Annotated in this window: 20 protein-coding genes; 13 read left to right on the top strand and 7 right to left on the bottom strand. The window is 69.1% G+C overall.

Features of this window, described 5'->3' with window-relative positions; genetic code table 11:
• Positions 1-114 precede the first annotated feature (114 nt).
• Positions 115-1,221, top strand: a complete 1,107-nt coding sequence (locus tag UYS_RS0212595; RefSeq protein ID WP_016855878.1) for a TRAP transporter substrate-binding protein — start codon at positions 115-117, stop codon at positions 1,219-1,221.
• Between the two features lie 64 nt (positions 1,222-1,285).
• On the opposite strand, the gene UYS_RS0212600 is transcribed toward UYS_RS0212595, so the two are convergent.
• Positions 1,286-1,717, bottom strand: a complete 432-nt coding sequence (locus tag UYS_RS0212600; protein WP_016855879.1) for a YqaA family protein — start codon at positions 1,715-1,717, stop codon at positions 1,286-1,288.
• A gap of 62 nt (positions 1,718-1,779) precedes the next feature.
• Between UYS_RS0212600 and thiD the strand changes: the two genes are divergently transcribed.
• The 4 genes from thiD (at position 1,780) to dtd (ending at position 4,775) form a co-directional block, all read left to right on the top strand.
• The gene (gene thiD, locus UYS_RS0212605; protein WP_016855880.1) at positions 1,780-2,601 is read left to right on the top strand and encodes a bifunctional hydroxymethylpyrimidine kinase/phosphomethylpyrimidine kinase; all 822 of its coding nucleotides are present in this window, start codon (positions 1,780-1,782) and stop codon (positions 2,599-2,601) included.
• Positions 2,602-2,700: 99 nt separating this feature from the next.
• Positions 2,701-3,546: a universal stress protein gene (locus tag UYS_RS0212610; protein ID WP_016855881.1), complete on the top strand. Its 846-nt coding sequence runs from the start codon at positions 2,701-2,703 to the stop codon at positions 3,544-3,546.
• Between the two features lie 148 nt (positions 3,547-3,694).
• A complete protein-coding gene (locus UYS_RS0212615; RefSeq protein ID WP_016855882.1) occupies positions 3,695-4,273 on the top strand; it encodes a chalcone isomerase family protein in 579 nt (192 codons plus the stop codon).
• A 64-nt stretch (positions 4,274-4,337) separates the two neighbouring features.
• A complete protein-coding gene (dtd, locus tag UYS_RS0212620) occupies positions 4,338-4,775 on the top strand; it encodes a D-aminoacyl-tRNA deacylase (protein ID WP_016855883.1) in 438 nt (145 codons plus the stop codon).
• Positions 4,776-4,784: 9 nt separating this feature from the next.
• Here dtd and UYS_RS0212625 read toward each other — a convergent pair whose 3' ends face one another.
• A complete protein-coding gene (locus UYS_RS0212625; protein WP_016855884.1) occupies positions 4,785-6,731 on the bottom strand; it encodes an ABC-F family ATP-binding cassette domain-containing protein in 1,947 nt (648 codons plus the stop codon).
• 50 nt (positions 6,732-6,781) lie between these two features.
• On the opposite strand from UYS_RS0212625, the gene UYS_RS17395 reads away from it, so the two are divergent.
• From UYS_RS17395 to UYS_RS0212660, 7 genes are all read left to right on the top strand, one after another.
• Positions 6,782-7,297 carry a TIGR02444 family protein gene (locus tag UYS_RS17395; protein ID WP_016855885.1) on the top strand — a complete coding sequence of 172 codons (516 nt, stop codon included), beginning with the start codon at positions 6,782-6,784 and terminating at the stop codon, positions 7,295-7,297.
• A gap of 112 nt (positions 7,298-7,409) precedes the next feature.
• A complete protein-coding gene (locus UYS_RS0212635) occupies positions 7,410-8,432 on the top strand; it encodes a TRAP transporter substrate-binding protein (protein ID WP_016855886.1) in 1,023 nt (340 codons plus the stop codon).
• A gap of 183 nt (positions 8,433-8,615) precedes the next feature.
• On the top strand, positions 8,616-9,194 hold the full coding sequence (locus UYS_RS0212640) for a TRAP transporter small permease (protein ID WP_016855887.1): 579 nt from the start codon (positions 8,616-8,618) through the stop codon (positions 9,192-9,194).
• 31 nt (positions 9,195-9,225) lie between these two features.
• Positions 9,226-10,512, top strand: a complete 1,287-nt coding sequence (locus tag UYS_RS0212645; RefSeq protein WP_026068539.1) for a TRAP transporter large permease — start codon at positions 9,226-9,228, stop codon at positions 10,510-10,512.
• Positions 10,513-10,537: 25 nt separating this feature from the next.
• Positions 10,538-10,981 carry a universal stress protein gene (locus UYS_RS0212650; protein WP_026068540.1) on the top strand — a complete coding sequence of 148 codons (444 nt, stop codon included), beginning with the start codon at positions 10,538-10,540 and terminating at the stop codon, positions 10,979-10,981.
• Between the two features lie 133 nt (positions 10,982-11,114).
• The gene (locus UYS_RS0212655) at positions 11,115-11,813 is read left to right on the top strand and encodes a BamJ family beta-barrel-assembly machinery protein (protein WP_016855890.1); all 699 of its coding nucleotides are present in this window, start codon (positions 11,115-11,117) and stop codon (positions 11,811-11,813) included.
• A 120-nt stretch (positions 11,814-11,933) separates the two neighbouring features.
• Positions 11,934-12,848, top strand: a complete 915-nt coding sequence (locus tag UYS_RS0212660; RefSeq protein ID WP_016855891.1) for an AEC family transporter — start codon at positions 11,934-11,936, stop codon at positions 12,846-12,848.
• A gap of 356 nt (positions 12,849-13,204) precedes the next feature.
• On the opposite strand, the gene trmB is transcribed toward UYS_RS0212660, so the two are convergent.
• The 3 genes from trmB to thiS all read right to left on the bottom strand — a co-directional run bounded on the left by trmB (position 13,205) and on the right by thiS (position 15,224).
• Positions 13,205-13,951 (bottom strand): tRNA (guanosine(46)-N7)-methyltransferase TrmB, encoded by a 747-nt coding sequence (gene trmB, locus UYS_RS0212665; RefSeq protein ID WP_016855892.1) that lies wholly within the window; start codon positions 13,949-13,951, stop codon positions 13,205-13,207.
• Positions 13,952-13,989: 38 nt separating this feature from the next.
• Complete coding sequence (locus tag UYS_RS0212670) at positions 13,990-14,787, bottom strand: thiazole synthase (RefSeq protein WP_016855893.1); 798 nt, start codon at positions 14,785-14,787, stop codon at positions 13,990-13,992.
• 236 nt (positions 14,788-15,023) lie between these two features.
• Positions 15,024-15,224: a sulfur carrier protein ThiS gene (gene thiS, locus UYS_RS0212675; protein WP_016855894.1), complete on the bottom strand. Its 201-nt coding sequence runs from the start codon at positions 15,222-15,224 to the stop codon at positions 15,024-15,026.
• A 232-nt stretch (positions 15,225-15,456) separates the two neighbouring features.
• On the opposite strand from thiS, the gene UYS_RS0212680 reads away from it, so the two are divergent.
• Positions 15,457-15,849 (top strand): DUF423 domain-containing protein, encoded by a 393-nt coding sequence (locus UYS_RS0212680; protein WP_016855895.1) that lies wholly within the window; start codon positions 15,457-15,459, stop codon positions 15,847-15,849.
• Here the strand turns inward: UYS_RS0212680 and UYS_RS0212685 are convergent.
• Both UYS_RS0212685 and UYS_RS0212690 read right to left on the bottom strand, forming a co-directional pair.
• The gene (locus tag UYS_RS0212685) at positions 15,825-16,238 is read right to left on the bottom strand and encodes a PaaI family thioesterase (RefSeq protein ID WP_016855896.1); all 414 of its coding nucleotides are present in this window, start codon (positions 16,236-16,238) and stop codon (positions 15,825-15,827) included. The genes UYS_RS0212680 and UYS_RS0212685 overlap by 25 nt on opposite strands.
• A gap of 153 nt (positions 16,239-16,391) precedes the next feature.
• Positions 16,392-18,566, bottom strand: a complete 2,175-nt coding sequence (locus tag UYS_RS0212690) for a malate synthase G (RefSeq protein ID WP_016855897.1) — start codon at positions 18,564-18,566, stop codon at positions 16,392-16,394.
• Between the last annotated feature and the right edge of the window lie 194 nt (positions 18,567-18,760).

The raw sequence follows: 18,760 nt of genomic DNA on the forward strand, positions 1-18,760 counted from the left end.
CGGAAGCGACTCATCGTCCTTCCCATGACGGCTCGGCCCGGCCGAGCCTGATGCAAGCCCTGGCCTGCCGGCCCCCCCGGTTCAACAACGCCATAACAGATCTAGGGAGCAAGCATGCAACGCACGTCACTCGCCAACGCCATTACCCTCGCCGGTGCCGCCACCGGCCTGCTGCTCGTCGGGGCCCAGGCCCAGGCCCAGGACACCTTCGAGTGGAAGATGGTGACCTCCTGGCCGAAGAACTTCCCCGGCGTCGGCCAGGGCCCCGAGCGCCTCGCCGAGCTGGTCGACCAGATGTCCGACGGCCGGCTGACCATCGAGGTGTTCGGCGCCGGCCAGCTGGTGCCCGGCTTCGAGGTCTTCGACGCCGTGTCCGAGGGCACCGCCGAGCTGGGCCACTCCGCCTCCTACTACTGGAAGGGCAAGGCCCCGGCGGCCCAGTTCTTCGCCGCCGTGCCGTTCGGCATGAACGCCCAGGAGATGAACGCCTGGCTGCACTACGGCGGCGGCCTGGAGCTGTGGAACGAGCTCTACGAGCCGTTCGGGGTCGACGTCATGGCCGCCGGTGCCTCCGGCGTGCAGATGGGCGGCTGGTACAACGAGGAGATCAACTCGGTCGACGACCTGGACGGCCTGAAGATGCGCATGCCGGGCCTCGGCGGCGAGGTCATGAACCGCATGGGCGTGGCCATCGTCAACATGCCCGGCGGCGAGATCTTCACCTCGCTGCAGTCCGGCGCCATCGATGCCACCGAGTGGATCGGCCCCTACAACGACCTGGCCTTCGGCCTCCACCAGGCCGCGGACTACTACTACTATCCGGGCTGGCACGAACCGACCGTGATGTTCGAGGCGATCGTCAACGACGAGGCGTTTGCCGAGTTGCCGGACGACCTCCAGGCGATCCTGCGCACCGCCATCCGCGACGTGAACGCCGACGTGCTCGACGAGTACACCGCCCGCAACAACGACGCCCTGGAGACGCTGATCAACGAGCACGACGTCGAGCTGCGTCGCCTGCCGGACGACGTGCTGGCCCAGGCCAAGGCGCACTCCGAGGACGTGGTCGCCGAGCTGGCCGAGTCCAGCGAGATGGCCGGCAAGATCCACGAGTCCTACCGCGCCTTCCAGGAGAAGGTGGAGAACTACCACGCCATCTCCGAGCAGGCCTACTACAACGCCCGCAACCCGGAAGGCGACACCACCGGCGACGCCGAGTAAGACCACGGGTCAACCGTCAACAGGGCCGCCTCCGGGCGGCCCTGTTGCGTTTGCAGGGGCCCGCCTATCCGCAGTAGGGCGCCAGCCAGGCCTCGGCCAGCGCCAGCACCAGCGCGTAGCGCCCGCCCTTGGCGACCAGGATCCACAGCGTGGCCCGCCACCAGGGCAGCCGGAAGATGCCCGCCAGCACGGTCAGCGGATCGCCGATCACCGGGGCCCACGAGAGCAGCAGGCTGGCCTCGCCGAAGCGCCGATAGCCGCGCTCCGCCCGTGCCAGGCCTCGCGGCGAGACCGGAAACCAGCGGCGGTCCTGAAAGTGCCGGGCATAGCGCCCCAGCCCCACGTTGATCAGGCTGCCCAGCACGTTGCCCGCGGTGGCCGCCGCCCACAACGCCGGCAGCGCCCCGCCCTGGCACCACTGCCGGGCCAGCCACGCCTCGGAGCCGCCCGGCAGCAGGGTGGCGCTGGCCAGGGCAACAAGGAACAGGCTCAGCATGGCCGCCTGCCCGGCCGCTGGCGTATGCTAGGCGCCGGATTCACGCCACGAGACGACACACGATGTCCTCCATTCCTCATACTCTCACCATCGCCGGCTCCGACCCTTCCGGAGGCGCAGGCCTGCAGGGCGACCTCAAGACGCTCTCGGCGCTGGGCACCTATGCCACCAACGTGATCACCGCGGTGATCGCCCAGAACACCCGAGGCGTGGCCGCCGTTCACCCGGTGCCGGCACCGGTGATCGGCGAGCAGCTCGAGAACCTGCTCGACGACGTGCGCATCGACGCGGTGAAGATCGGCATGGTCGCCGACCGCGCCGTGGCCGAGACGCTGGCCGAGGTGCTCGGCCGCCGCCGGCCGCGCTGGATCGTACTCGACCCGGTGATGGTGGCCAAGAGCGGCGATATCCTGGTCGACGCCGCCGGCATCGCCGCGGTGCGCGACGTGCTGGTGCCGCTGGCCGATGTCATCACGCCCAACCTGCCCGAGGCCGCGGTGCTGCTCGACGCCGAAACGCCGCGCACCCCGGACGCCATGGAGACCATGCTGCCCGCCCTGCAGGCCCTCGCGGCGCCCTACGTGCTGCTCAAGGGCGGCCACCTGAGCGGCGAGACCTGCCCCGACCTGCTGGCCACGCCCGAGCGCAGCCAGTGGCTGCCGGCGCCGCGCATCGCCACCGAGAACCTGCACGGCACCGGCTGCGCGCTGTCCTCGGCCATCGCCGCGCATCTCGCCCACCTGCCGCCGGACGCCGACGGCGAGGCCATCGTCGGCGCCATCGGCGAGGCCAAGCGCTGGCTGCATGCCGCCCTCGACGCCAGCCCGCGGCTGGCGGTGGGCCAGGGCCGCGGGCCGGTGCACCACTTCCACGCCCTGTGGTGACGACGCACGAGCGGGCGGTACCGGAAAACCCACCTTGCAGGGGCCGCGGGGGGCGCCCATCCTGAAACGGCCATCTTCCGGCCGTACGAGGGTTGTGCCATGTCCCGCACCCTGCTGTTCGCCTGCGATCTCTCCGCCGAGAACCGCGCCGCCTTCGCCCGGGCCATCCGGCTGGCGAACGAGACCGGCGCCCGGCTCGACATCATCCACGTGCTCGACCCCTACCTGCCCCGCCGGGTCCTGCACGATCTGGAGGAGGCGGTGGTGGCCGACATCGCCGCCACCCTCACCGACCTCCGCGAGGACTACGCCCTCGACGAGCCGGCCAGCCTGATCCAGACCGTGGCCGGCGCGCCCTACGCCGAGATCATCCGCGAGGCCCACGAGCGCGAGGCCGACATGATCATCCTCGGCGCCCACCGCAAGCGCGGCCAGCCGGACCTGGTCACCGGCACCACCCTGGCGCGGGTGCTGCGCGGCGCGCCCTGCCCGGTGCTCTCGGTGAGCCATCCCGCCACCCAGCCGTGGCAGGACATCCTGGTGCCGGTGGACTTCTCGCTGACCTGCCGCCGCACCCTGCGCGAGACCCTCAAGCGCTTCCCCGAGAGCCGGCTGACCCTGCTGCACGCCTGGAACATCCCCGGCGAGCGGGAGCTGGGCTCGTCGAGCGACTACGCCCGCTGGCGTGACCGCGAGGTCGCCACGCTGCGCCGCCACCTGGAGCAGGAGACCGAGCAGCTGATGGGCGAGCTCGAGCGCGTGCCCGAGGTGGAGCTGGAGCTCGAGCAGGGCGACCCGCTGGAGGTCCTGATGACCCGCCTGCGCCGCCAGCCGCCCCAGCTGCTGGCGCTGGGCAGCCGCGGCCAGCTCGGCCGCCACGGGCAGATCACCGAGCGGCTCCTGGCCGAGCCGCACTGTGACATCATGCTGTGCCGCAGCTGGTAGGCCATCCCCGAGGAGTGCCTGCGCGCGCCGACCTTTCAGGCGGGCCGTGACCGACGGCGGCCTCCGCGCAAGGCCAGCGCAAAGCTGTACAGAATCATTACAATAAAATAGTGTCTGCATAGGAGATTCCCATCAGGAGGATGCCGTCATGCCGATGCTGCGCCTGCCCTTCGCCGCGCTGATGCTTGCCCTGGCGCTGGCCATGGGCCTCGCCACCATGCCCGCCGGCGCGGAGGTCGTGGTCAAGAACGCCCGCTTCGACACCGTCCAGCGGGTCGACGGTCGTCCCTTCCGGATGATCGGCCACGGGCTGTTCCGCTACATGATCTGGGACGCCTACGCCGGCGCCTACTACCAGGCCGAGGGCTTTCCGCGGCCCGCGCCCCAGTCGGCCAACGTGCCGCGGCGCCTGGAGCTCGAGTACTTCCACGCCATCGAGGCCGGCGACTTCGCCGAGGTCACCCGCGATACCCTGCGCGACCAGCTCGGCGCGGCCGACTTCCGCTCGCTCGAGCCGGCGCTGTCGGCCTTCAACGCCCGCTACCGCGATGTCTCGCCGGGCGACCGCTATGCCCTGACCTGGGACGGCGAGACCCTGAGCCTGGCGCTGAACGGCGAGTCGCTCTATGCACGACCCGAGCCGGCGCTGGCCGATGCCCTGTTCGGCATCTGGCTCGGCGAGGCGCCGCTGGGCGACGGCTTCCGGGACGACCTGCTGGGGCGCTGAACGCGGGCGTGCTAGGCTGCCGGCTTTTGCCAGCCGCCGAGGGCGGGAAGAGAGGGAAAGTGCCATGAAAGCCCTGATCCAGCGCGTTCGCCACGCCAGCGTCACCGTCGACGACCGCGAGACCGGCGCCATCGACCACGGCCTGCTGGCGCTGATCGGCGTCGAGCAGGAAGACGACGAGCAGAGCGTCGAGCGGCTGCTGCACAAGCTGCTGCACTACCGGGTGTTCTCCGACCGGGACGGCAAGATGAACCTCAACCTGCAGCAGGCCGAGGGCGGCCTGCTGCTGGTGTCGCAGTTCACCCTGGCCGCCGACACCCGCAAGGGGCTGCGCCCCAGCTTCTCCAGCGCCGCGCCGCCCGCCGTGGGCCAGCGGCTGTTCGATGCCCTGGTCGAGCGCGCCCGGGCCGCCTGGCCGCGGGTCGCCACCGGCGAGTTCGGCGCCGACATGCAGGTGGCGCTGGTCAACGACGGCCCGGTGACCTTCCTGCTCGAGGGCTGAGCCGGCGCCTCAGGTCGCCTCGCGCAGCTCCGCTTCCATCGCCTCCAGCGATTCCTCCGCGGCCAGCCAGGCCTGCTCCAGCTCGCCGAGCCGCGACGCCAGCTCGGCCTGCTCGGCGAGCCGCTTGGAGAGCTCGTCCTTGCGCGCCTCGTCGGTGTAGAGCTCGGCGTCGCCCAGGGCATCCTCCACCTTGCCGAGCGAGGCCTGCACCTTCTCCATCTCGCGCTCGGCGCGGTCGCGCTCGCGCTTGAGCGGGCGCAGCTTCTCGCGCAGCTCGGCGGCGGCGCGGCGCGCGGCCTTGCGATCCTCCTTCGGCGCCTCGGCGGCCTCCTGACGCTCGACCTTCTGGGCCCGGGCCTCGCGGCGCTCGTTCTCGAGCCGCGTCTTGAGCCAGGCGCGATAGTCGTCGAGGTCGCCGTCGAAGGGCGTGACCCGGTGGTCGGCGACCCGCCAGAACTCGTCCACGGTGGCGCGCAGCAGGTGGCGGTCGTGGGAGACCACGATCACCGTGCCCTCGAAGCTCGCCAGCGCCTCGGTGAGCGCCTCGCGCATCTCCAGGTCCAGGTGGTTGGTCGGCTCGTCGAGCAGCAGCAGGTTGGGCTTCTGCCAGGCCACCAGCGCCAGCGCCAGCCGCGCCTTCTCGCCGCCGGAGAAGCGCCGCACCTCGGCGAAGGCGTCGTCGCCCTTGAAGCCGAAGCCGCCCAGGAAGTTGCGGATGTCCAGGTCGGCGGCCCGCGGCGAGAGCCGCTGCACGTGGATGAAGGGCGTGGCCGCGAGGTCGAGCCCCTCGAGCTGATGCTGGGCGAAGTAGCCGATGGCCAGGTGCTCGCCGGGCACCCGGCGCCCGCCGAGCAGCGCCAGCTCGCCGGTCAGCGACTTGATCAGCGTCGACTTGCCGGCGCCGTTGGGGCCCAGCAGGCCGATGCGCTGGCCCGGCTGCAGGGTCATGTCGACGCCCTCGAGCTGGACGGTCTCGCCGTCCTCGCCGCGATAGCCGAGCCGCGCCTCGTCCAGCACCAGCAGCGGATGCGAGGTGCGGTCGGCGGACGGCAGCGTGAAGTGGAAGGGCGAATCGACGTGGGCTACGGCGATCTCGCCCATGCGCTCGAGCATCTTCAGCCGGCTCTGGGCCTGGCGGGCCTTGGTGGCCTTGTAGCGGAAGCGGGCCACGAAGCGCTCGATCTCCTCCTTGCGCGCCTGCTGCTTGGCCGCCTCGGCCTGCTGCAGGGCCAGCTTCTCGGCCCGGGTGCGCTCGAAGGTGGAGTAGTTGCCGCGGTACAGCACCAGCGAGCGGCGATCGAAGTGCACGATGTGATCGCACACGGCATCGAGGAAGTCGCGGTCGTGGGAGATCAGCAGCAGGGTGCCCGGATAGCGGGTCAGCCACTGCTCGAGCCACAGCAGGGCATCGAGATCCAGATGGTTGGTGGGCTCGTCGAGCAGCAGCAGGTCGGAGGGCATGAACAGGGTGCGCGCCAGGTTGACGCGCATCCGCCAGCCGCCGGAGAAGTCCGACAGCGGGCGCGCGAGGTCGCCCTGGTCGAAACCGAGCCCGACCAGCAGCTGGGCGGCGCGGGCCGGGGCGCTGTAGCCGTCCAGCGCCTCGATGGTGCCGTGCAGCTCGGCCTCGCGGTGGGCGTCGCCGCTGGCCTGGGCCCTGGCCAGCGCGGCTTCCGCCTCGCGCAGGGCCTGGTCGCCGTCGAGCACGTAGTCCTGGATGCTGCGCTCCAGCGCCTCGACCTCCTGGGCCATGTGGGCGATGCGCTGGCCGCCGCTCATCTCGAGCTCGCCGCGATCGGGGGCGAACTCGCCGCGCAACAGGCCGAACAGGCTCGACTTGCCGGCGCCGTTGGGCCCGACGATGCCCGCCTTGTGGCCGGCGTGCAGGGTCAGGTCGGCGTCCTCGAGCAGCGCTTGGGTGCCGCGTTGCAGGGAAACTTGGCGCAGTGCAATCATGAAGGCTCCACAGGAAGGCATAGGGCCGCCGCCGTGACGACAGCCGAATCATGACGCCCGATTCTACCGAATTGCCGGCCGCTCTGCGGGCCCGGCTCGCCGCCGATCCGCTATGGGACTTCGCCCTGGCGCTCTACGCCCGCCCCGGGGCGGAAGCGGCCTGCCTGCACCTGCAGGACGACGCCGGCCTCGAGGTGATCGAGCTGCTGTGGCGGCTGTGGCTGTTCCACCACGGCCTGGCCGCCGGCCCCATGCCCGACTCGGTGGCCCGCTGGCAGGCCGAGGTAACCGCGCCGCTGCGCCGGCTGCGGCGGTCGCTCAAGGCCGAGGCCGCCGAGCGCGAGAGCGTCGCCGCGCTGCGCCAGCGGCTCAAGGCCGCCGAGCTCGACGCCGAGCGCGAGGCCCTGGCCCGGCTCGAGGCGCACAGCCGCCGCGGCGATGTCACGCATCGTTCTCTCACCTCCGCCGACGGCCTGAAGGATGCACTACCTTTTCACGCCAGGCTGACAAAAGCGTCTCATCGGACGGCGCTGGAAAGGTTGAATGACCAACTTGACCCTCAATGATCGCCCCACTAGCCTGAATAAACACTGCAAAAACAAAACGTTCTTTCGTTAGCGAATTTACCGTGATCCTGCTGGTCGCGTCGCTGACTGAATCTGCAGAGGAAGCATATCAATGAAGTCACACAAGCTGCTGGCCACCGCGGGTATCGGCGCCCTGATGCTAGGCATGTCGACGGCCGCCTACTCGGATAACTGGCGCTATGCCCACGAGGAATACGAGGGCGACGTACAGGACGTCTTCGCCCAGGAATTCAAGCGCTACGTGGAAGAGAACTCCGACCACAACGTTCAGGTCTATCGCTTCGGTGAGCTCGGCGAGTCCGACGACATCATGGAGCAGACCCAGAACGGCATCCTGCAGTTCGTCGACCAGTCGCCCGGCTTCACCGGCGCCCTGATCCCGGCGGCCCAGATCTTCTTCATCCCGTATCTGATGCCGACCGACATGGACACCGTGCTCGAGTTCTTCGACGAGAGCAAGGCCATCAACGAGATGTTCCCCGAGCTCTACGCCGAGCACGGCCTGAAGCTGCTGCAGATGTTCCCCGAGGGGGAAATGGTGGTCACCGCCGACGAGCCGATCACCTCGCCGGAGGACTTCGACAACAAGAAGATCCGGGTGATGACCAACCCGCTGCTGGCCGAGACCTACAACGCCTTCGGCGCCACCCCGACCCCGCTGCCCTGGGGCGAGGTCTACGGCGGCCTGCAGACCGGCATCATCGACGGCCAGGAGAACCCGATCTTCTGGATCGAGTCCGGCGGCCTCTACGAGGTGTCTCCGAACCTGACCTTCACCAGCCACGGCTGGTTCACCACCGCCATGATGGCCAACCAGGACTTCTACGAAGGCCTGTCCGACGAGGACAAGCAGCTGGTGCAGGACGCCACCGACGCGGCCTATGACCACACCATCGAGCACATCAAGGGCCTCGCCGAGGACTCGCTCGACAAGATCATGGAAGCCTGCGACGAGTGCACCGTGACCCGCCTGGACGACGAGCAGATCGCGGCCTTCAAGGAGCGCGCCCCCCAGGTCGAGGAAGCCTTCCTCGAAATGACCGGCGACGACGGCGCCGCGCTGCTCGACCAGTTCAAGGCCGACCTCGAGGCCGTGCAACAAGCCGAAGAGTGATCGCGATCACCTGATCGGCACGACGGGGGGCAGCCTGGCTGCCCCCGTTTTGTTTCCGTCCGGGCAACGTTCACCCAACGTTGACCCGCGAGGCTCCCGGCATGGCCTACAGCCGTTACGCTGCTCGACAGGGACGTCACTCTCGCGTCATGCCGTTCGCCACGATTCCAGGGAAATACGCCCATGACCGACGAAGATTCCGAAAAACGCTATCGCTCCGGGCTGCCGGGCTTTCTCGGCGTCATCGACACCTTCATCAGCAGAGTCGAGGCGGTGATCCTGGCCCTCGGCGTGCTGCTGATGGCCGCCAACACCATCGCCAACGTCATCGGCCGCTTCGCGTTCGGCGAGAGCATCTTCTTCTCCGGCGAGATCAACCGCATCCTGATCATCATGATCACCTTCGCCGGCATCGGCTATGCGGCGCGCCACGGCCGCCACATCCGCATGTCGGCGATCTACGATGCCCTGCCGGTGGGCGGACGACGGGCGCTGATGATCGTGATCTCGCTGTTCACCTCGCTGGTGATGTTCTTCCTGCTCTACTTCTCGGTGCTCTACATCCTCGACCTGTACGACAAGGGACGCATCCTGCCGGCGCTCGGCTTCCCCATCTATCTGATCTACATCTGGGTGCCGCTGGGCTTTCTGATCACCGGCATCCAGTACCTGCTCACCGCCATCAAGAACCTGACGTCGCGCGACGTCTACCTGTCGACCTCGGTGCTCGACGGCTACAAGGATACGGAAACGGAAGTCTGACGATGATGGGCACGACCCGGGGGAACGCAAAATGACGACCATTATGGTGGTGACCATGATCGCCCTGCTGCTGCTGGGCTTTCCGATGATGATTCCGCTGATCACCGCGGCGGTGATCGGCTTCTTCATGATGTTCAACGGCCTGGGCCAGATGGAGACGCTGATCCAGCAGATGATGGCGGGCATCCGGCCGGCCTCGCTGATCGCGGTGCCGATGTTCATCCTCGCCGCCGACATCATGACGCGGGGCCAGTCGGCGGAACGGCTGATCAACATGGTGATGTCCTTCATCGGCCACGTGAAGGGCGGCCTGGCGGTCAGCACCGCCGCCTCCTGCACCCTGTTCGGCGCGGTCTCCGGCTCGACCCAGGCCACGGTGGTGGCGGTGGGCTCGCCGCTGCGCCCGCGCATGCTCAAGGCCGGCTACTCGGACTCCTTCACCCTGGCGCTGATCATCAACTCCAGCGACATCGCCTTCCTGATCCCGCCCAGTATCGGCATGATCATCTACGGGGTCATCTCCGGCACCTCCATCGGCGAGCTGTTCATCGCCGGCATCGGGCCCGGCCTGCTGATTCTCGCCATGTTCTCCGCCTACTGCGTGGCCTACGCCGTGATCCGCAAGGTGCCCACCGAGCCCAAGGCCAGCTGGGGCGAGCGGCTGGGCGCGGTACGCATGGCGCTGTGGCCGCTGGGCTTCCCGGTGATCATCGTCGGCGGCATCTATGGCGGCATCTTCAGCCCCACCGAGGCCGCCGCGGCCTGCGTGCTGTATGCCATCCTGCTCGAGTTCGTGATCTTCCGCTCGCTGAAGATCAACGACATCTACGCCATCGCCAAGTCCACCGGCCTGATCACCGCCGTGGTGTTCATCCTGGTCGCCGTCGGCAACGGCTTCTCCTGGATCATCTCCTTCGCCCAGATTCCTCAGACCATCCTCGAGGCGGTGGGCATCAACGAGGCCGGCCCCACCGGGGTGCTGATCGCGATCTGTGTGGCCTTCTTCGTGGCCTGCATGTTCGTCGACCCCATCGTGGTGATCCTGGTGCTGACGCCGATCTTCGCGCCCGCCATCGAGGCCACCGGCCTGGATCCGGTGCTGGTCGGCATCCTGATCACCCTGCAGGTGGCCATCGGCTCGGCGACGCCGCCCTTCGGCTGCGACATCTTCACCGCCATCGCGATCTTCAAGCGGCCCTATCTGGACGTGATCAAGGGCACGCCGCCGTTCGTGTTCCTGCTGATCCTCGCCGCCGCCCTGCTGATCATCTTCCCGCAGATCGCCCTGTTCCTGCGCGACCTGGCCTTCAGCGACTGACCGGGATTGAAGAGGAGAACTCATGATGTTCAAGCGGATCATGGTGCCGGTGGACGGCTCCAAGGGCGCCATCAAGGCGCTGGACAAGGCGGTCGCGCTGCAGCGGCTCACCGGCGCCGAACTCTACATCCTGTGCGTGTTCAAGCATCACAGCCTGCTCGAGGCCTCGCTGTCCATGATCCGGCCCGAGCGGCTCGACATCCCCGACGATGCGCTCAAGGAATACGCCACCGAGATCGCCGTGCAGGCCAAGGCCCATGCCGCGGAGCTCGGCGTGCCCGCAGACCAGGTGCGCGCCTTCGTCAAGGGCGGACGCCCCTCGCGCACCATCGTGCGCTTCGCCCGCAAGCGCGACTGCGACCTGATCGTGATCGGTGCCCAGGGCACCAACGGCGACAAGGGCCTGCTGCTGGGCAGCGTGTCGCAGCGGGTGGCGGGCTCCGCGCACTGCCCGACGCTGGTCGTCTGACACCGCTCGACCTCCCCTGTGCCGAGTCGGTCCGCGCGCCGTTGCGACGGGTGCGGAACCGACCCGGCCCTGTTAGAGTCCCAAGGGTCCCATTCACCGATGGCGCCAAGGCGCCGGAGTACAAGGCATTTTCATGAAGCGACTGCTGACTACCGCATCCCTGACGGCGCTGCTGACCGCTGCCCCGCTGGCACTGGCCGCCCCCGATACCGACGGCGAGAAGCTCGGCTACAGCCTCGGCGTGACCCTGGGCAAGAGCATCCAGCAGGACGTCTCCGATCTCGACGTCGACGCCTTCACCCAGGCCGTGCAGGACGTCTTCGACGATAACGAGCTGGAGATGACCGAGGACGAGATGAACGCCACCATGCAGGCCTTCCAGCAGCAGGCCATGCAGCAGCGTGCCGCCGAGACCCAGCAGCTCGCCGAGGAGAACCGGTCCGCGGGCGAGGCCTACCAGGCCGAGAACGCCGAGAAGGATGGCGTGACCGTCACCGACTCCGGCCTGCAGTATCGCGAGATCGAGGCCGGCGACGGCGCCTCGCCCAGCGACGGCGACACCGTCAAGGTCAACTACGAAGGCAAGCTGATCGACGGCACCGTCTTCGACAGCTCCTACGAGCGCGGCGAGCCGGTCAGCTTCCAGGTCGGCCAGGTCATCGAGGGCTGGCAGGAGGCCCTGAAGATGATGAACGTCGGCGACACCTGGGAAGTCGTGATCCCGGCCGACCTCGCCTACGGCAGCCGCGGTCAGGGCCCGATCGGTCCCAACGAGACCCTGGTGTTCAAGGTCGAGCTGCTCGACGTGAACCCGGACAACGCCGAAGGCTGATCGCCCGCGGCGAGCGCGCCTCGATGGCGTGACCGGCGGCCGGCCTCCCTCGGGGCCGGCCGCCTTGCGTTGTGCGGCCTGACGCGCCACGCTCACCACTGACCAGGGAATGGCATCGTCATGGAAAGCATCATCGGCGCCCTCGGGCCACTGTTCCTGCTGATCCTGCTCGGCGCCCTGCTCGGCCGCGGCCCCTGGCCCGGCGGCGACTTCTGGTCGCGCCTCGAGGGCCTGATCTACTACCTGCTGTTCCCGGCGATGCTGGTGGCCACCCTGGCCGAGGCCGATATCCGCGCGGTGCCGGTCGCCCGCCTCGCCCTGGTGCTGCTCGGCAGCCTGCTGCTGCTGGCCGTCGGCCTGTGGACGCTGCGCCCGCGGCTGGGGCTCGACATGCCGGCCTTCACCTCGGTCTTCCAGGGCGCGCTGCGCTTCAACACCTACGTCGGCGTGGCCGGCGCCGCCGCCCTGCACGGCTCGGCCGGCGCCACCGTGGCGGCGGTCGCCGTGGCGCTGATGGTGCCGCTGGTCAACGTGCTGTGCGTGCTGACCTTCCTCGCCGCCGGCACCCTGGGCAAGGGCGGCGTGGGCGCCAGCCTGAGGGCCCTGGCCCGCAACCCGCTGATCCTGGCCTGCCTGGCCGGCGCCGGACTCAACCTCACGGGGGTCGGCCTGCCCGGCTGGAGCCACGAGGCGGTGGCCCTGCTCGGCCGGGCGGCGCTGCCGCTGGGCCTGGTGGCGGTGGGCGTGGCGCTGCGCCCCCAGGCGATGCTGCGCCGCGACGGCGGCCTCTGGACCTCGACCCTGATCAAGCTGGCGCTGCTGCCGGCGCTCGTGCTGGGCCTGGCCATCCTGCTCGGCCTGGGGCCGGTGAGCCGCGACGTGGTGCTGCTCTTCGCCGCCCTGCCCACCGCCACCTCGGCCTATATCCTGTCGCGGCAGCTGGGCGGCGATGCCGAGCTGATGGCGGCACTGATCACCGCCCAGACCCTGCTGGCCATGATCAGCCTGCCGCTGTGGCTGCGCCTCGTCGCCTGAGCAGGCCCCTCAAATAAAAAAGATTCTCGTTAGTGTTGACCACACAAATGAGAATGATTTACTCTACATCCATGACATCGCCGAGGTGCGTGTCAGACCCCACGGAGCCTTGCCAGTCCTCCGAGGGGATTCTCCTCCTCATTGCTAGTCACGGTCTTTCGCCGCCCCGCCCAGGGCGGCTTTCTTTTGCGCTCGCGTTCGTTCGAGATCGTCCAGGCTTCTGCGACCCCGCAGGGGAAGTGCCTCGGCCGCCGTCACGGCGGCCTTTTTTATGCACGCGCGTCTCGCCGGCCGCCGCCAAACGCGAGCGCCCCGGCACGAGGGCCGGGGCGCGGGAGGATGCGAGAGGGGCGAGCTCAGTCGACGCGGCGGAAGATCAGGTCCCAGACGCCGTGGCCGAGCTTCTCGCCGCGCTGCTCGAACTTGGTCAGCGGGCGGAACTCGGGGCGCGGCACGTAGGGCGCCGTGTCGTCGGTGGCGGTGTTCCGATAGCCCGGGGCCTCGGCCATCACCTCGGCCATCCACTCGGCGTAAGCCTCCCAGTCGGTGGCCATGTGCAGGGCGCCGTCGATCTTGAGGCGAGTGCGCACCAGCTCGACGAAGGCCGGCTGGACGATGCGCCGCTTGTGATGCTTCTTCTTCGTCCAGGGATCGGGGAAGAACAGCTGCAGGGTGTCGAGGCTGCCCTCCGGCAGGCACTGCTCGAGCACCAGCAGGGCGTCCTCGCGATAGACCCGGAGGTTGGTGAGGCCACGCTTGTCGGCCTCGTCGAGCAGCTTGCCGACGCCGGGCGCATGCACCTCGATGCCGATGAAGTCGGTATCGGGATGGGTCTCGGCCTGCTCGATCAGCGAGCCGCCCATGCCGAAGCCGATCTCCAGCACCACCGGAGCGCGACGCCCGAACAGCGTCTCGAGGTCCTGGCGGCCGTCCTCGAGGGTCAGCCCCAGACGCGGCCACACCTCCTCGAGGCCGCGGGTCTGGGCGGCGGTCATGCGCCCGGCACGCAGCACGTAGCTCTTGATCCCACGGCGATGCAGCGGGGCGTCGGGGCTCTCGGGACCCTCGGTCGAGGGCGTGTCGGGGCGTTGTTCGTCGTTCATGCGCGGCGTCGAAACTCGTGAAGGTCGAAAGGACAGGATCAGGCGTTGATGCGCCCGGCCAGCGGCGAGGAGGGCTCGGCGCCCTGGCGGCGCGGCATGCGTCCGGCGAGGAAGGCCTCGCGGCCGGCCTGCACCGCCTGCTTCATGGCGCCGGCCATCAGCACCGGCTGGCGGGCGTGGGCGATGGCGGAGTTCATCAGCACCCCGTCGCAGCCCAGCTCCATGGCCTGGGCGGCCTCGGAGGCGGTGCCGATGCCGGCATCCACCAGCACCGGCACGCTGGCCTGTTCGATGATCAGGCGGATGTTGTGCGGGTTCTGGATGCCATGGCCGGAGCCGATCAGCGAGCCCAGCGGCATCACGGCGCAGCAGCCGAGACGCTCCAGCTCGCGGGCGACGATGGGATCGTCGCTGGTGTAGACCATGACGTCGAAGCCGTCGTTGACCAGGGTCTCGGCGGCGGCCAGGGTCTCCACCACGTTGGGATACAGGGTGGTGTCGTCGCCCAGCACCTCGAGCTTGACCAGGTTGTGGCCGTCGAGCAGCTCGCGGGCCAGCCGGCAGGTGCGCACCGCGTCCTGGGCGGTGTAGCAGCCGGCGGTGTTGGGCAGCAGGGTATAGCGCTCCGGGGACACCACGTCGAGCAGATTGGGCGCCGAGGCATCCTGCCCCAGATTGGTGCGACGCACGGCGAAGGTCACCACCTCGGCCCCGCTGGCGGCGATGGCCTCGCCGGTCTCGTCGAGATCCCGGTACTTGCCGGTGCCCACCAGCAGGCGCGAGGCGAATTCACGGCCGGCGACGCGCAGCGGCGCGTCCTGGAAGAAGTCGGTCATGCGTATATTTCTCCTATGGCTCAGGGGAAAGCGCTGATTTTTCTTGCGAGCGAAGATAGGTTGGGCGACGCCGGAACGGAAATACCGGAGTTTACACGCCAGTAAATGAGGATATTGGCCGGGCTCGCGCTCGAGTACCGCCGGCGGCCAAGATGGCTAGGTTCGTTCCCGACGAACCAACGCACTTCCCACTTCCCTATGGGTCGTCGAGCGCAGCGATAAATCAGTGTTTTCCTTCAGCCGCCACCGATGGCATGGACAATTTCCACCCGGTCGCCGTCGGCCAGGCGCGTCTCGCCGTGGGCGCTTCGGGGCACGATCTCCTCGTTGACCTCCACGGCGATGCGCCGTCCAGCCAGGCCGAGGGTCTCGACCAGCTGGGCCACGGAGGCCTCGGCCTCCAGGGTGCGCGCCTCGCCGTTGAGCTGGATCTGCATGGCATCCTCCGGGCTGCGATTTCGCGGGCCCATATTGTAGCGCCTCGGGGCGCCCCCGGGTACGGTATGGCGCAGACCTGACGGGGCCGGCCTGGCAACAGGCCGCCGCGGGGCTATGGGAACCCATCCCTGGGCGCTACCTTTTGCCGTCCCTGGTAAGGACCCCGCTCTGGCCTGTCCCCGGCCCCCTGCTCAGACATCACGGAACACACCCCAACGGGAGAAAGACAGCATGCAGGATCGCGGCTGGTGGATGGCGGTGGCGCTGTGCGGCGCCCTGACGGTGATGGCCGGGGCCTTCGGCGCCCATGCCCTGAACGGCACGCTGCCGCCGAGGCTGATGACGGTGTTCGAGACCGGGGTGCGCTACCAGGCCTGGCATACCCTGGCGATGCTCGGCGTGCTGGCCTGGCGCGCCGCGCGGCCGCTGGCCGGCCAGCGCTGGATCCTCGGCCTGTGGCTGGCCGGCATGGCGCTGTTCTCGGGCTCGCTCTACGCCCTGGCGATCGGCGGCGTGAAGATGCTCGGCGCCATCACACCGATCGGCGGCGGGCTGCTGATTCTCGGCTGGCTGGCGCTGGCCGTGACGGCCTGGCGGGGTCAGTCATTATCGGGCAAGGCATAGGTCGCGGTGACCAGCGCCACCGGCGCCTCCTCGCCGTCGGAGAACAGCTGTACCTCGCCCACCGCCAGCCGCCGGCCCAGCTTGAGCAGCCGGGCATTGGCGATCAGGTCGCGATCGCTTCGCGGGCGACGCAGGAAGCGGCAGTGCAGGTCGCTGGTGACCGCCATCGGCTCGGGGCCGATCTGGGCCAGGATCGCCACATAGAGGCAGACGTCGGCCAGGCCCATCAGGGTCGGGCCGGAGACGCTGGCGCCGGGGCGCAGGTGCTCGTCCTCGATGGCCAGGCTCATGGTGGCGCGGCCCTCGCCGACGCCCTCGATGGTGCCGGCACGCTGGGGAAACACCTCGTCGAGGAATTCCTCGATGGCGGCGGCGGTCATCACGGTCATGGGCGCGCTCCCTGCGGCTGAACGATGGCCACAAGATAGCCCAGCCCGCGCGCGACGCACACCCGGGGCATCTCCCTTTTCCCTTCTCTCATTGTTCTCGCCCCCAACGAACGCCGCCCCCATGAAGGGGGCGGCGAACGGCGCGTTTGGCGATCAGCCGGCCTTGTGGACGGCGCGCCAGTGGTGCAGCAGCGGCTCGGTGTAGCCGGAGGGCTGCTCGATGCCCTTGAAGATCAGGTCCGAGGCGGCCTGGAAGGCGTGGGAGCCGGCGAAGTCGGCGCTCATCGGCGAGTAGGCCGGGTCACCGGCGTTCTGCTCGTCGACCACCTTGGCCATGCGTTCCAGGGTGGCGCGCACGCGGGCCTCGTCGACCACGCCGTGGTACAGCCAGTTGGCCACGTGCTGGCTGGAGATGCGCAGGGTGGCGCGGTCTTCCATCAGGCCCACGTCGTGGATGTCCGGCACCTTGGAGCAGCCGACGCCCTGCTCGACCCAGCGCACCACGTAGCCGAGGATGCCCTGGCAGTTGTTGTCCAGCTCCTGCTGCAGCTCGTCCTCGGACCAGTCGGTGTTCTCGGCCACCGGCACGGTCAGCAGCTCGTCGAGCAGGTCCGGCTCGCCCTGGGCCTCCAGCTCGCGCTGCACCTCGGTCACGCTGACCTGGTGATAGTGCAGGGCGTGCAGGGTGGCGGCGGTCGGCGACGGCACCCAGGCGGTGTTGGCGCCGGCCTTGGGATGGCCGATCTTCTGCTCGAGCATGGCCGCCATCAGGTCCGGCATGGCCCACATGCCCTTGCCGATCTGGGCGTGGCCGCGCAGCCCGCAGGCCAGGCCGACCTGAACGTTGTTGCGCTCGTAGGCGCCGATCCAGGCGGCGCCCTTCATGTCGCCCTTGCGCACCATGGGGCCGGCCTGCATGGCGGTGTGCATCTCGTCGCCGGTGCGGTCGAGGAAGCCGGTGTTGATGAACACCACCCGCGAGGTCGCCTCAGCGATGCAGGCCTTGAGGTTGACCGAGGTGCGGCGCTCCTCGTCCATGATGCCCATCTTGAGGGTGTCACGCGCGAGGCCCAGCAGGTCCTCGACGCGGCCGAACAGCTCGTTGGTGAAGGCCACTTCCTTCGGGCCGTGCATCTTCGGCTTGACGATGTAGACCGAGCCCTCGCGGGAGTTGCGGGCCTCGCCCTCGCCCTTCTGCAGGTCGCGGATCGACAGCAGGCTGGTCATGACCGCGTCGAGGATGCCTTCCGGCAGCTCGTTGCCGTCGGCGTCCAGCACCGCCGGGGTGGTCATCAGGTGGCCGACGTTGCGCACGAACAGCAGCGAGCGGCCGGGCAGGGTCACCTCGCCGCCGTCCGGCGCGGTCCAGGTGCGATCCGCCGCCAGCTTGCGGGTGAAGCGCTTGCCGCCCTTCTCGATCGGCTCCTCGAGGTCGCCGGCCATCAGGCCCAGCCAGTTGGCGTAGACGCCGACCTTGTCCTCGGCGTCCACCGCGGCGACCGAGTCCTCGCAGTCCATGATCGAGGTCAGCGCGGCCTCGACCACCACGTCCTTGACGCCCGCCGCATCGGTCTTGCCGATCGGGTGGGTGGCGTCGATCTGGATCTCCAGGTGCAGGTCGTTGTTGGCCAGCAGCACCGAGGTCGGCGCGTCGGCCTCGCCCAGGTAGCCGACCAGCTTGCCCGGCTCCTTGAGGCCGGTCTCGCGGCCGCCTGCCAGGCTCACCACCAGGTGGCCGTCGCGCAGTGCGTACTTCACGGCCTCGGCGTGGGAGCCGGTGGCCAGCGGCGCGGCGCGGTCGAGCACGCCGCGGGCGTAGGCGATGACCTTCTCGGCGCGCTTGGGGTTGAAGCCGTCGCCGCGCTCGGCGCCGTCTTCGTCGGCGATGGCGTCGGTGCCGTAGAGCGCGTCGTAGAGGCTGCCCCAGCGGGCATTGGCGGCATTCAGCGCGTAGCGGGCATTGTTCACCGGCACCACCAGCTGCGGGCCGGCCTGGACGGCGATCTCGCGGTCGACGTTGGTGGTGGTGACCTTGACCTCGGCCGGCGCCGGCTGCAGGTAGCCGATGCGCTCGAGGAAGCCGCGGTAGGCGGCCATGTCGCGCACCGGACCGCGGTTCTCGCGGTGCCAGGCGTCGAGCTCGGCCTGCATGGCGTCACGCTCGGCGAGCAGTTCGCGGTTCTTCGGTGTCAGATCATGAAAGAGGGCGTCGATGCCGGCCCAGAAGGCCTCGGGGTCGACGCCGGAGCCCGGCAGGGCCTGCTCGTTGACGAAGCGGTCCAGCTCGGCGGCCACCTGCAGGCGATGGCGAGTGATGCGTTGGGTCATGGGTCGTTCTCCTATGCGAGGCGTTTCGGCGCTCCCCAAGCGCCAAGCGGCCGGACAGGCAAGGGTGACTGCGTGCACTCAATATTGTGGAAAATACTTCCACATGTAAACCCGGCGCCTGCGAACCACCCCCGAGACTCGACCAATAGACGAGGCCGGAGGCGTTGGAAACCGACGCTGGTGACCGTACCGAC

It is taken from the genome of Halomonas smyrnensis AAD6 (assembly GCF_000265245.1).
In the GTDB taxonomy this organism is placed as follows: Bacteria; Pseudomonadota; Gammaproteobacteria; order Pseudomonadales; family Halomonadaceae; genus Halomonas; species Halomonas smyrnensis.

Coding starts and splice junctions, on each gene's coding strand:
- UYS_RS0212595 (WP_016855878.1), top strand. CDS start 115: ATGCAACGCACGTCACTCGCCAACGCCATTACCCTCGCCGGTGCCGCC.
- UYS_RS0212600 (WP_016855879.1), bottom strand. CDS start 1,717: ATGCTGAGCCTGTTCCTTGTTGCCCTGGCCAGCGCCACCCTGCTGCCG.
- thiD (WP_016855880.1), top strand. CDS start 1,780: ATGTCCTCCATTCCTCATACTCTCACCATCGCCGGCTCCGACCCTTCC.
- UYS_RS0212610 (WP_016855881.1), top strand. CDS start 2,701: ATGTCCCGCACCCTGCTGTTCGCCTGCGATCTCTCCGCCGAGAACCGC.
- UYS_RS0212615 (WP_016855882.1), top strand. CDS start 3,695: ATGCCGATGCTGCGCCTGCCCTTCGCCGCGCTGATGCTTGCCCTGGCG.
- dtd (WP_016855883.1), top strand. CDS start 4,338: ATGAAAGCCCTGATCCAGCGCGTTCGCCACGCCAGCGTCACCGTCGAC.
- UYS_RS0212625 (WP_016855884.1), bottom strand. CDS start 6,731: ATGATTGCACTGCGCCAAGTTTCCCTGCAACGCGGCACCCAAGCGCTG.
- UYS_RS17395 (WP_016855885.1), top strand. CDS start 6,782: ATGACGCCCGATTCTACCGAATTGCCGGCCGCTCTGCGGGCCCGGCTC.
- UYS_RS0212635 (WP_016855886.1), top strand. CDS start 7,410: ATGAAGTCACACAAGCTGCTGGCCACCGCGGGTATCGGCGCCCTGATG.
- UYS_RS0212640 (WP_016855887.1), top strand. CDS start 8,616: ATGACCGACGAAGATTCCGAAAAACGCTATCGCTCCGGGCTGCCGGGC.
- UYS_RS0212645 (WP_026068539.1), top strand. CDS start 9,226: ATGACGACCATTATGGTGGTGACCATGATCGCCCTGCTGCTGCTGGGC.
- UYS_RS0212650 (WP_026068540.1), top strand. CDS start 10,538: ATGTTCAAGCGGATCATGGTGCCGGTGGACGGCTCCAAGGGCGCCATC.
- UYS_RS0212655 (WP_016855890.1), top strand. CDS start 11,115: ATGAAGCGACTGCTGACTACCGCATCCCTGACGGCGCTGCTGACCGCT.
- UYS_RS0212660 (WP_016855891.1), top strand. CDS start 11,934: ATGGAAAGCATCATCGGCGCCCTCGGGCCACTGTTCCTGCTGATCCTG.
- trmB (WP_016855892.1), bottom strand. CDS start 13,951: ATGAACGACGAACAACGCCCCGACACGCCCTCGACCGAGGGTCCCGAG.
- UYS_RS0212670 (WP_016855893.1), bottom strand. CDS start 14,787: ATGACCGACTTCTTCCAGGACGCGCCGCTGCGCGTCGCCGGCCGTGAA.
- thiS (WP_016855894.1), bottom strand. CDS start 15,224: ATGCAGATCCAGCTCAACGGCGAGGCGCGCACCCTGGAGGCCGAGGCC.
- UYS_RS0212680 (WP_016855895.1), top strand. CDS start 15,457: ATGCAGGATCGCGGCTGGTGGATGGCGGTGGCGCTGTGCGGCGCCCTG.
- UYS_RS0212685 (WP_016855896.1), bottom strand. CDS start 16,238: ATGACCGTGATGACCGCCGCCGCCATCGAGGAATTCCTCGACGAGGTG.
- UYS_RS0212690 (WP_016855897.1), bottom strand. CDS start 18,566: ATGACCCAACGCATCACTCGCCATCGCCTGCAGGTGGCCGCCGAGCTG.